Source organism: Agromyces sp. P1_H4 (assembly GCF_056405255.1).
Genome location: NZ_JBFUCL010000006.1, coordinates 17,719 through 27,687, shown reverse-complemented (window position 1 = coordinate 27,687; position 9,969 = coordinate 17,719). Strand labels below are relative to the sequence as shown.

Sequence of the window (9,969 nt, the reverse complement as noted above, 5' to 3'; positions counted from 1 at the left end):
ACGTAGCGCCACCGGCCCTGTTCGCGGAGGAAGCGGCTCGTCTCGTGCTGCTCGCCGCGGTCGGTGCGGTCGGCGTCATTTCGCCAGTACGCGCGGAACTCGACGACGCCGTCACGGTCGAGCGGGCCACCGCGCTCCCGTCGCTCGATGTCGAGGCGATACCACCGCACGGCCGGGTCGAGCGCGAGCTCGGCGGGTCGCGTCGACGGATGCCACGTCTCGAGCAGGTAGTCGCGTGCCCCCACGGCGTAGCCCGTGTACCTCGATCGCATGAGCTGCTCGGCCGTCGGCGCGTGCGCACGGCCGGTGATGAACCGGGCGCAGCACTCGCTGAACGGCGACCCGCTGAGGCACGGGCACCGACCGCTCGCCGACGGCTGCGGGAAGGCGCTGGAGGGAGTCGGCATCCTCCCAGTATCCCGGGTTGCGGCCGACCACAGTCATGACTTGCACAGGACAAACTGAGGATCTGTCCAGATTCGCCCGGCAGAGTGTCTGACTTGTGCCCCGGCTCGGAGGCGCACCCCGACCACCTGTCCGAGCCGCCCCTGAACCTATGCGAATCATCACTGCCATCACCCGTGCCCACTCCTCGACCCCCTCGACCGACGCCGCGAACCCCGGCTCCCGCCGTGGGCTGCGCCGCCGCCGCATCGGCCGCCGCCGCCTCATCGTCGCCGGTGCCGTCATCGCGACCGGTGTCCTCGTCGGCACCGGCTTCACCGTGCAGAACGCCGTCGCCACCCAGGCCCGCATCGACGCCACGATGGCGCTGAACGCCACCAGCGGCCTGCGCCACGAGCAGCTCGGCGCGTATCGCGGCATCGCCGCGGCCAAGGCCCTCGACAACGCCGAGGACACCATCACCGCCGCGAACGCGACCCTCGCCGCGGCGAACGGCAAGGTCGACGCGTCGGGTCTCGCGGCATCCGTCGCCTCGCTCAGCGACTACCGCAGCATCCCGGTCGACGAGGTCGTCGACCTCACCAAGGTGACGCGCGCCGAGGCGGAGAAGACGGCGGCGGCCGCCGCCGCCTTCGACCAGGCGCAGGCCGAGGCCGCCGCTGCGGCCGCCGCAGCGGCCGCCGCCGCACTCGCCAATGCGAACACGCCCGACGGCGCGCGCGCCGTCGCCGCAGATCTCGCCGCGTCGCAGTACGGCTGGGGCGCCGACCAGTTCCAGTGCCTCGACAAGCTCTGGCAGAAGGAGTCGGGCTGGTCGTACACCGCGTTCAACGCGGGCAGCGGCGCCACCGGCATCCCGCAGTCGCTGCCCGGCAGCAAGATGGCCAGCGCCGGCGCCGACTGGGAGACCAACGCGGCCACGCAGATCAAGTGGGGCCTCGGCTACATCAAGGGCTCGTACGGCAGCCCCTGCAGCGCCTGGTCGCACTCGCAGTCGATGAACTGGTACTGATCTCCCGGTTCCCAATCCCCACGCCCTGCGCTTGACTGGTGGGGCGGATGCCACCGCGCACCGCGGAACGGGGAATTCGCATGGACGACGGCGACGTGATCACGATGTCCAAGCGCGGCCAGTGGGTCAACCGCGTGGTGGGCGGCGAGGAGCTCTCGCAGAGCTTCCGCAGCCGCGATGAGGCGATCGACGCCGGACGCTCGCTCGCGGCGCAGCTCGGCAGCCGACATGTCGTGGTCGAGAGCGAGGAGACCGGCGTGATCACCGACGAGGAGATCGACGACGGCACCTGAGCGCTGACGCGACGCGCCGGCGCCGACGCCGACGCCGACGCGACTAGGACCGGTCGGTCGTGACGAGCGGGGTCATCGCGGCGAGCTCGGGCGCGAGCCCCAGGTCGACGAGCTCGATGCGTCCGGCCCGGCTGGCGCCCGGCTCGAGGAGGAGCCCCGCCTTCACCGCGCCGAAGGTGACCGTGACATCGGCGCGCAGCACCGTCGGATCGGGCACCGACCCGTCATCGGGATGAATGCCGCTCGGCAGGTCCACCGCGACGACCGGGATGCCGCGCTCCTCGACGATCGGCATCGCGGCGGCCACCAGGTCGCGGGCGGTGCCCCGGAGGGCGGGCGCGGCGCTCGTCCCCGTGCCGAGCAGTCCGTCGACGACGAGCGCCGCGGAACGGAGCGCCCGGTCGACCGCAGCCGCGTCGTCGCGGCCCTGGAACCGCACGCCCGCGGTCCGAGCCGCTGCGGCGGCGTCCGCGTGCATCCGCTCCGAAGCCGGGATCGCGGTCACCGCCATGCCGTCGCCGGTGAGCTCCGCACCGGCGAACAGCGCGTCGCCGCCGTTATCGCCCGAGCCGACGAGGAGCACCACCGGCCCGCCGGCTGCATCCGACCGCGCCGACTCACGGCGGATCACCTCCGCCAGTGCCGCCGCAGCCCGCAGCATGAGCGGTTCGCCCGCGGCCAGGTGCGGCGCCTCGGCGGCGCGCACCTGCGCGGCGGAGTACCCGGCCGCCATGGTCAGGCCGTTCGGGGGTCGAGCATCGCGGCCCGGTCGGGATGCCGGTCGAACCACTCGCCGACGTACCAGCAGCTCGGCATGATGCGGCGATCGGAGGTCGCCTCGACGTCGTCGACCGCGAACTCGACGAGCTCGCCGGCCAGGCCGCTGCCTCGGTACCGGGGATTGGTGAAGGTGCGAGTGAAGGCGACGGAGTCGCCGAGCACCCGGTAGTCGAGCACGCTGGCGATGTCGCCTCCGAGCCTCAGTACGTAGCGACGGGCATCGGGTTCGTGGGTCAGTTCCTTCTGCACCGTTTCAGGCTACGCCCGGCAGGTCGCCACGGCGGCTCACCGGCCGCGCAGCCGCTCGAGGTCGCGTCGCTCGCGCTTCGTCGGACGCCCGGCGCCGCGGTCGCGCACCGGGACGATCGCCACCGTCTCGCGCGGGGGAGGCGGCGGCGTGAGGTCCTCGACGGCCGTGGCGGCGACCGTCGCCGAGACGCGCTTCACGAGCGTCTGGCGCACGACCAGCCGTCGATCGAAGCCGTCGACCCGCACGCGCACCTCGTCGCCCGGGCGCACCGACTGGGCGGCCTTGGCGCGCTCGCCGTTCACGCGCACGTGTCCGGCACGGCAGGCCGCCGTGGCCGCCGAGCGCGTCTTGAACTGGCGCACGGCCCACAGCCAGGCGTCGATGCGCACGGGTCCGTCGGGCATGCGTCCAGCCTACGACCGGATGAGCGCCCACCAGATGAGGAGCATCGTCACGAGGAATCCGACCCCGTAGTTCATGGCGATGAACCACCGCCAGCCGCGGTTCGCGAGTCCCGATTCCGCATCGCTCACCGACCGGTACGGCCATGCCGCGGCGAGGTACGGCAGCACGAGGAGCGCGGCCAGCGGCCCCGGCCACTCGGTCGCGAGCATGAGGAGACCGGCGACGACCCACAGCCCCAGCGCGATGCGCACGGTGGCGCGGGCGCCGAAGGCGGTCGCGATCGACGCGATGCCGGCCTCGCGGTCGGGCACGACGTCCTGCACCGCGCCGAACGCGTGGCTGGCCATGCCCCAGCAGAAGAACGCGGCGAGCAGCGCGAGCAGCTGCGGAGTCGCCACCGCTCCGGCCACCGCGAGCCCGTAGACGGCGGGGCTCACGAAGTGGGTGCTCGACGTGATCGAGTCGAGCACCGGCCGCTCCTTGAACCGCAGCCCCGGCACCGAGTAGGCGAGTACGGCGAACAGGCTCACCGCGAGCACCGCCCACGACCACGGATTCCCCGTGCCGCCGAGCCAGACCATCGCCACCAGCAGCGGAGTCGCCGTGACGATGCCCGCCCACACCACCAGCCGGTGCAGGCGCGGCTCGAGGAGCGCCCCCTCGCTGCCGCCCTTGCGCGGATTCCGCAGGTCGGACTCGTAGTCGAACACGTCGTTCACGCCGTACATCACCAGGTTGTACGGGATCAGGAAGAACAGGGTGCCGACGACGAAGAGCGCATCCACCGTGCCGGCCGTGAGCAGGTACGCGGCGGCGAACGGGAAGGCCGTGTTGATCCAGCTGATCGGCCGCGACGAGAGCAGCACCTGGGCGAGGGTGTGGAGGATTCCCGGCTGCACCGTCTCAGTCTTCATCATGCGCCGCCTTCGCGCCCCGCCGCCGCGCGAGCGTCCACACGGCGGGCACGAGGAGCACCGTGGCGATCGGGTAGGCGAAGTCCTCGATCGGCGCGAGCCCGACGACCGGTCCCAGGCGCGTGCCGTCGGCGTAGCCGAAGAGCCCCGCGGCGATCATGACCGAATCGAAGACCGCGGTGAGCGCGAGCAGCACGACCGCCGCGATCCCGGTCGCCGCCCAGCGGCGGCGTCGCTCGCCGGGCGGCAGCGTGCGCGTCGCGACGAGAGCCACGACGARGGCGGCGGCGAGGAACGGCAGGCAGATGAGCGCGTAGGTCACGGATGCCTCCCGCCGGGCGTGCTCGCGGCATCGCCCGTCGGCGGTGCCACCGTGGCCGACCCGCCCGAACGCGCACGCCGGCGTCCGCCATGGCGCAGCATCCGTTCGACGCCGAGCACGCACACCAGGGAGAGGTAGCAGAGGAAGAGCAGGAACACGGGCTCCTCGATCGGCAGCTCGGGCGCCAGCACGGCGCCGGTCGCCCATGGCGAGTCGCCGCGGAAGAACACCCCGAAGCCGATGCCGGTCAGGTCCCAGATGAGCAGCAGCACGGTGCCCACGCCCACCGCGAGCGCCGACGCGCCGGGTGAACGCCAGAAGGCGAGGCGCCACCGTGCATCGACGAGCGCCATCGCGGCGAGCGAGAGCAGCAGGCCCGCGAGGTAGGCGAACGGCGTCATTGCGGGTGTCGCTCCAACGGCGCCTCGGCCGTCGCCTCGGCGGGCGCGCTCACCGCGTGTTCGGGCAGCGGGCCGCTGGTACGGTCTCCGCGCACCCGCTTCAGCACGTTCTCCGCGCTGATGAGGCACATCGGCAGGCCGACGCCCGGCACGCTCGAACCGCCCGCGTAGAGCAGTCCGCGCACCCGGCGCGACCGGTTGGTGCCGCGCAGGAAGGCGCTCTGCCGCAGCGTGTGCGCCGGGCCGAGGGCGCCGCCGCTCCACGAGTGCAGGTCGTCGGCGAAGTCGGCGGGACCGACGGTGCGGCGGACGACGATGCGTCGTTCGAGGTCGGGCGCCCCGGCCGCGACGGCCATACGTGCGACCGCACGGTCGACGGCCTGCTCGACGAGCCGGTCGCCCGTGCCGTCCTCGCCGCCGCGGCCGATCGACACGTCGGCGGGCACGGGGATGAGCACGAACAGGTTGGAGTCGCCCGGCGGGGCGACCGTCGGGTCGGTCTCGCTGGGCTTGCACACGTAGAACGACGCGGGGTCGGGGATACGCGGGTCGTCGCCGAAGATCCGGTCGAAGTTCTCCTCCCAGTCCTCGGTGAAGAAGAGGGTGTGGTGCAGGAGCCCGGGCAGGGCCGCGCGCACGCCGAGCATCGCGAGCACCGCGCCGGGGCCCGAGGTGCGCCGGTCCCACCAGGTCTCGGGGTAGGTCTGCGCCCGGCGCGGCAGCAGCTCGGTCTCGGTGTGGTGCAGGTCGGCGGCGGACACGACGCGGTGCGCCGGGACGCGCCGGGAGTGGCCCGCGGCATCCGTCACGCGAACGCCGGTCACCGACGGCGTGGAGTCGTCGGTGAGCTCGATGGCCTGCACCTCGGCGCCAGTCACAATCTCGACCCCGGCCGCCTCGGCGATCGCGGCGATGCGCGCGATCACGGTGCCGAACCCGCCCTGCGGGTACAGCACCCCCTGCTCGAGGTCCATGTGGCTCATGAGGTGGTACATCGCGGGCGCCGAGGACGGCGAGGCGCCGAGAAAGACCGCTGGATAACCGAGCACCTGCTGCAGGCGCCGGTCGTGCACCGAACGGGCGGCGAAGCGGTCGAGCGGCGTCGCGAGGAGGCGGCCCAGGCGAATCGCGCCCCCGAGCACCTCGGGCGCAGCGAAGGCCCGGACGTCGTCGAAGTTCGTGTAGAGGAAGCGGCGCCGCGCGATGTCGTACGTCGACGCCGCGGAGTCGAGGTATCGCTCGAGCGCGGCCCCCGCGCCGGGCTCGACCGACTCGAAGAGCGCCACGTTCTCGGCACGGGAGGCGCGCAGGTCGAGGGGGGCGTCGTAGCCGTCGCCGTAGACCCGGTAGCCGGGGTCGAGCGGCGTGAGGTCGAGCTGCTCGGCGGCGCTCGTGCCGAAGAGCCGGAAGAAGTGGTCGAACACCTCGGGCATGAGGTACCACGACGGACCGGTGTCGAATCGGAAGCCGCGCCGCTCCCACGTGCCGGCGCGCCCGCCCAGTTCTCCGCGCGCCTCGAGGAGGGTGACACGGTGTCCGTCCCGGGCGAGCAGCGCGGCCGAGGCCAGCCCGGCGATGCCGCCGCCGATCACGACAATGCGCTCCGACGACGCGGTCATCGCCCGATCCCGCCCGCCGTCAGTGCCGACCGCAGCGCGATGGCGAGCTTCTCGCCGTCGGGAACCCGGATGCGGGTGGCGATGAGCCGCTCGGCGGGAGTCCGTCGGCAGCGTGCCGCGAGGTGCGAGAAGAGTCCGTGCGCGGCCGCGACCGCGGCCCTGGCCCGTCGGGGGAGGCGGCGGATCGTGCGTCCCGCGATCTCGAGGTCGTGGTCGATGTCGTCGAGGATCCTCGCCTTGTCGGCCTCCGTGAAGGCGTCGGGGTCGAGCCACGGGAAGTAGTTGCGGCCGAGCTCGTGCCAGTCGACCGCCAGGTCGCGAAGGAAGTTGATCTTCTGGAAGGCGGCGCCGAGGTGCACCGCGCCCTCCTCCAGGCCCGCCCGCTCCGCGGCGTCGACCGGGTCCTCGACGAGGAACACCGCGAGGCACATGAGTCCCACCACCTCTGCGGACCCGTGGATGTAGGGCGCGATCTCATCGGCCGTGAACGGCGCCGGGTCGAGGTCGCGGCGCATCGAGGCGAAGAAGGGGCGCGTGAGGCGTTCGTCGATCCCGGCTTCGCGTGCGGTCTTCGCGAACGCGTGCACGACGAGGTTCGCCGAGTAGCCTCGCTGCACCGCGATCTCGGTCTCCGCCTCGAGGTCGTCGAGCACGGTCAGCAGCTCGGCGTCCGAGAGGCCGGCCTCGCGAGCCGTGCCGTCGACCACCTCGTCGGCGACCCGCACGAGCGCGTAGATCGAGCGGATGCGTCGCCGCGAGCTCTCGTCGAGCAGCCGCGCCGCCGCGCCGAACGAGGTCGAGTACCGGCCGATCACCACGGCGGCGCTCGCCTCGGCGGCGTCRTCGTAGCGGCCGAGCAGAGTCGGGTCGTCGGTCATCGCGCACGCTCCGCGGCTCGTCCGGCGAGCTCGCCCAGTTCGGTGCGGAGCGGCTCGGGCAGCTCGCCGGTGTCGAGCTCGAACCGGGCGAGGGTCACGTACTCGTCGGCGAGCCGGCGTGCGGCATCGAGTGCGCCGCAGCCGAGCAGCGCCTCACGGAGCAGGTCGGCGCCGGAATCGTCGAGCTCGGGGTCGCCCAGCCGCCCCGAGATCGAGGGCCAGGCATCGGTGGTCGCCGCGTGCGCGGTGAGCGCGGTCTGCTTGCCTTCGCGCAGGTCGGACGTCGTGGACTTGCCGGTCGTGGCCGGATCGCCGAACACGCCGAGGATGTCATCGGTGATCTGGAACGCGACGCCCACGAAGCGACCGTACCGGGCGAGCGCGCCGACCGCAGCCTCGTCGGCCCCGGCCAGCACCGCCCCGGCGGTGAGCGGGCACTCGAACGAGTACACGGCGGTCTTCTGCTCGAGCGTCGCCAGCACGCGGGCGACCTCCGGCGGCTCGACGGAACCCGCGTGCACGACATCGGCCAGTTCGCCGGCCGCGGAGACGAAGACGGCACGGTCGAGGATGTCGAGCAGCCGGCCACGTCGCTCGGGCTCGATCGAGAGCATCGCGATCTCGCGGTGGGCGAGGCTCAGCGCGAGATCGCCGGCGAGCACGGCGGCCGTCTCGCCGAGCACCTCGCTCGCACGGTCTCCCGCGCCGCGCGCCAGGGCACGGCCGGCGAACCGGGAGGCGACGTTCGGCGCGCCGCGGCGCACGGTGTCCCGGTCGATCACGTCGTCGTGGATGAGGAAGGCGGTGTGCAGCACCTCGAACGCGACGCCCACGCGAGTGGCGAGCGCGCGGTCGGTGCCGCCGAGTCCTAGGTAGGCCGCATTCACGAGGTGGGGCCGGATCCGCTTGCCGCCGGCGCTCTGCAGTTCGAGGGATTCCCAGAGGGCCGCGTAGTCCGCCCCGAACTCGTCGGCGCGGGCTCGGGCATCGGCGAAGACGGCGCGCAACTCGTCGTCGATCGCCGAGTGCACGAGGTCAGTCACGGAAGAGCTCCAGTTCTCGTGCCTGCAGCACCAGCCACGGGCTGAAGGCCCAGGGTGCGGCCTCGACGGCGCGGCCGAGCTCCTGCGGTGACACCCAGGCGTACTCGGCGATCTCGCGGGGGTTCGGGTCGGGCTGGTCGTCGGTGAATGCGACGTAGACCGGGCACACCTCGTTCTCGACCGTGCCGTTGGCGTCGATCGCGCGGTACCGGAAGAGCGGGAGCGCGAGCTCCAGCTCGGTGAGCTCGATGCCGAGCTCGAACTCGGCACGTCGCCGCACGGCGGCGGTGAGCGATTCGGCCGGCTTCGGRTGCCCGCAGAAGGAGTTGGACCAGACGCCGGGCCACGCCTGCTTGCTGAGTGCCCGGCGCGTCACCAGCACCTCGCCGAGCGCGTTCAGCACGTGACACGAGAAGGCCAGGTGCAGCGCCGTGTCGGGCCCGTGCGCGGCGCTCTTGGGGGCACGGCCGATGGGCGCGCCCGACTCGTCGAGGAGGACGACCTCGTCCTCGATCGCCTCGATCGTCTGCGACATGGCTTCCTCCAGATCCGCCGAATTTGCTAACCAAGTTAGTGATCCGAAGATATCATCGCGCTATGGCGTTGGGAACAACCGAAAGTTCGAGTGACGAGGGGTACTGGTACGACCGCTCGGACCCGTCGGCACTCGAGGTGCTCGAGGCCATCCGCCGGCATCGCGACGCCGAGGCGGCCATGCGGCGGCGCACCCGCGAGGACATGGACATGGGGGACACCGACCTGGCCGCCCTGCGCTGGATCATCCGCCAGGAGCGGTCGGGCCGGCTCGCCACCAGCGCGGCCCTGGCCAGAGAGCTCGGCATCACGAGCGCCGCGACCGTGAAGCTCGTCGGCCGGCTCGTCTCCGGCGGCTACGTCGAACGCCAGGAGCATCCCACCGACCGGCGGTCGCTGCTCCTCGGCACCCTGCCCGGTGCGCACGAACGGCTTCGGCGTGCGCTCGGTCCGATGCACGAGCGGATGCTGCGGCTCGCGTCGTCCCTCACCGCGGCGGAACGGCTGGTGGTCGTCGGCTTCCTCGACCGCCTGTCGGAGATCGTCGAGGACGCCCCAGACCTCGGCGGGTCGCCGTCGCCCTCGCCGTCGTCACCTCCCGCAACCTGACCGCCGGCGTGCGCCATGCTTGAGAGATGAGCGGTGCGAGCGGCGATGCGTGGGTCGAGGGTCCCGACGGCGATCGGTACTGGGGGCGCTTCGGTGCCGCCGGCCTCCTCGTGGTGAGCCCCGACTTCGAGGTGCTGCTGCAGCACCGTGCCGAGTGGAGTCACTTCGGCGGCACGTGGGGCGTGCCCGGCGGGGCGCGGCACGAAGGCGAGACGGCGGTCGCCGCGGCGGTTCGCGAGGCGGGGGAGGAGGCGGGGGTGCCGGCCGATTCCCTCGACGTGCGGTTCACGACCGTGCTCGACCTCGGCTACTGGTCGTACACGACCGTGGTCGCCGACGCGTCGTCGCGCTTCACGCCCGTCGTCAGCGACCCCGAGAGCATCGCCCTTCGGTGGGTGCCGGTCGCCGACGTCGACGCCCTGCCGCTGCATCCGCGATTCGCCGAGTCCTGGCCAGGGCTGCGCAGCCGGCTCTGAAGGGGCCGTCGCACGAGCCGCCGCAGCA

The 9,969-nt window shown here is 72.7% G+C and carries 15 protein-coding genes; 4 read left to right on the top strand and 11 right to left on the bottom strand.

All coding sequences use genetic code 11. From position 1 onward, the window contains the following. On the bottom strand, positions 1–407 hold a 407-nt coding region (locus tag AC1DY2_RS01195), incomplete at its 3' end, for a YchJ family protein (protein WP_476760747.1). Between the two features lie 149 nt (positions 408–556). On the opposite strand from AC1DY2_RS01195, the gene AC1DY2_RS01190 reads away from it, so the two are divergent. Both AC1DY2_RS01190 and AC1DY2_RS01185 read left to right on the top strand, forming a co-directional pair. Further along, a complete protein-coding gene (locus AC1DY2_RS01190) occupies positions 557–1,417 on the top strand; it encodes an aggregation-promoting factor C-terminal-like domain-containing protein (RefSeq protein ID WP_476760746.1) in 861 nt (286 codons plus the stop codon). An 80-nt stretch (positions 1,418–1,497) separates the two neighbouring features. Next, the gene (locus tag AC1DY2_RS01185) at positions 1,498–1,710 is read left to right on the top strand and encodes a DUF2188 domain-containing protein (RefSeq protein ID WP_476760745.1); all 213 of its coding nucleotides are present in this window, start codon (positions 1,498–1,500) and stop codon (positions 1,708–1,710) included. 43 nt (positions 1,711–1,753) lie between these two features. On the opposite strand, the gene AC1DY2_RS01180 is transcribed toward AC1DY2_RS01185, so the two are convergent. The 10 genes from AC1DY2_RS01180 to idi are packed head-to-tail and all read right to left on the bottom strand — an operon-like array spanning position 1,754 to position 8,857. After that, a complete protein-coding gene (locus AC1DY2_RS01180) occupies positions 1,754–2,443 on the bottom strand; it encodes an NAD(P)H-hydrate epimerase (protein WP_476760744.1) in 690 nt (229 codons plus the stop codon). A gap of 2 nt (positions 2,444–2,445) precedes the next feature. Further along, positions 2,446–2,739, bottom strand: coding sequence for a GNAT family N-acetyltransferase (locus tag AC1DY2_RS01175; RefSeq protein ID WP_476760743.1), 294 nt, complete (start codon positions 2,737–2,739; stop codon positions 2,446–2,448). Between the two features lie 36 nt (positions 2,740–2,775). Next, positions 2,776–3,144 carry an RNA-binding S4 domain-containing protein gene (locus tag AC1DY2_RS01170; RefSeq protein ID WP_309978102.1) on the bottom strand — a complete coding sequence of 123 codons (369 nt, stop codon included), beginning with the start codon at positions 3,142–3,144 and terminating at the stop codon, positions 2,776–2,778. A 9-nt stretch (positions 3,145–3,153) separates the two neighbouring features. Next, the gene (locus AC1DY2_RS01165; protein WP_476760742.1) at positions 3,154–4,059 is read right to left on the bottom strand and encodes a prenyltransferase; all 906 of its coding nucleotides are present in this window, start codon (positions 4,057–4,059) and stop codon (positions 3,154–3,156) included. Further along, positions 4,049–4,381: a lycopene cyclase domain-containing protein gene (locus AC1DY2_RS01160; RefSeq protein WP_476760741.1), complete on the bottom strand. Its 333-nt coding sequence runs from the start codon at positions 4,379–4,381 to the stop codon at positions 4,049–4,051. The genes AC1DY2_RS01165 and AC1DY2_RS01160 overlap by 11 nt, the downstream gene beginning before the upstream one ends. Then, on the bottom strand, positions 4,378–4,782 hold the full coding sequence (locus AC1DY2_RS01155) for a lycopene cyclase domain-containing protein (protein ID WP_476760740.1): 405 nt from the start codon (positions 4,780–4,782) through the stop codon (positions 4,378–4,380). The genes AC1DY2_RS01160 and AC1DY2_RS01155 overlap by 4 nt, the downstream gene beginning before the upstream one ends. Next, entirely contained in the window at positions 4,779–6,401 is a 1,623-nt protein-coding gene (gene crtI, locus AC1DY2_RS01150; protein ID WP_476760739.1) for a phytoene desaturase family protein, read from the bottom strand. Before crtI ends, AC1DY2_RS01155 begins: the two co-directional genes overlap by 4 nt. After that, the gene (locus AC1DY2_RS01145) at positions 6,398–7,279 is read right to left on the bottom strand and encodes a phytoene/squalene synthase family protein (protein ID WP_476760738.1); all 882 of its coding nucleotides are present in this window, start codon (positions 7,277–7,279) and stop codon (positions 6,398–6,400) included. Before AC1DY2_RS01145 ends, crtI begins: the two co-directional genes overlap by 4 nt. After that, positions 7,276–8,322 carry a polyprenyl synthetase family protein gene (locus tag AC1DY2_RS01140; protein WP_476760737.1) on the bottom strand — a complete coding sequence of 349 codons (1,047 nt, stop codon included), beginning with the start codon at positions 8,320–8,322 and terminating at the stop codon, positions 7,276–7,278. The genes AC1DY2_RS01145 and AC1DY2_RS01140 overlap by 4 nt, the downstream gene beginning before the upstream one ends. After that, positions 8,315–8,857 carry an isopentenyl-diphosphate Delta-isomerase gene (gene idi, locus AC1DY2_RS01135; protein WP_203230799.1) on the bottom strand — a complete coding sequence of 181 codons (543 nt, stop codon included), beginning with the start codon at positions 8,855–8,857 and terminating at the stop codon, positions 8,315–8,317. Before idi ends, AC1DY2_RS01140 begins: the two co-directional genes overlap by 8 nt. A 62-nt stretch (positions 8,858–8,919) precedes the next feature. Between idi and AC1DY2_RS01130 the strand changes: the two genes are divergently transcribed. Then, positions 8,920–9,465, top strand: a complete 546-nt coding sequence (locus tag AC1DY2_RS01130) for a MarR family winged helix-turn-helix transcriptional regulator (RefSeq protein WP_476760736.1) — start codon at positions 8,920–8,922, stop codon at positions 9,463–9,465. Between the two features lie 26 nt (positions 9,466–9,491). Next, positions 9,492–9,941: an NUDIX hydrolase gene (locus tag AC1DY2_RS01125; RefSeq protein ID WP_309978120.1), complete on the top strand. Its 450-nt coding sequence runs from the start codon at positions 9,492–9,494 to the stop codon at positions 9,939–9,941. Positions 9,942–9,969: the final 28 nt, after the last annotated feature.

Bases quoted from the DNA above. Each gene is read 5' to 3' on its own strand.
- AC1DY2_RS01190 (WP_476760746.1), top strand. From the start codon at position 557: ATGCGAATCATCACTGCCATCACCCGTGCCCACTCCTCGACCCCCTCG.
- AC1DY2_RS01185 (WP_476760745.1), top strand. From the start codon at position 1,498: ATGGACGACGGCGACGTGATCACGATGTCCAAGCGCGGCCAGTGGGTC.
- AC1DY2_RS01180 (WP_476760744.1), bottom strand. From the start codon at position 2,443: ATGGCGGCCGGGTACTCCGCCGCGCAGGTGCGCGCCGCCGAGGCGCCG.
- AC1DY2_RS01170 (WP_309978102.1), bottom strand. From the start codon at position 3,144: ATGCCCGACGGACCCGTGCGCATCGACGCCTGGCTGTGGGCCGTGCGC.
- AC1DY2_RS01165 (WP_476760742.1), bottom strand. From the start codon at position 4,059: ATGAAGACTGAGACGGTGCAGCCGGGAATCCTCCACACCCTCGCCCAG.
- AC1DY2_RS01155 (WP_476760740.1), bottom strand. From the start codon at position 4,782: ATGACGCCGTTCGCCTACCTCGCGGGCCTGCTGCTCTCGCTCGCCGCG.
- crtI (WP_476760739.1), bottom strand. From the start codon at position 6,401: ATGACCGCGTCGTCGGAGCGCATTGTCGTGATCGGCGGCGGCATCGCC.
- AC1DY2_RS01130 (WP_476760736.1), top strand. From the start codon at position 8,920: ATGGCGTTGGGAACAACCGAAAGTTCGAGTGACGAGGGGTACTGGTAC.
- AC1DY2_RS01125 (WP_309978120.1), top strand. From the start codon at position 9,492: ATGAGCGGTGCGAGCGGCGATGCGTGGGTCGAGGGTCCCGACGGCGAT.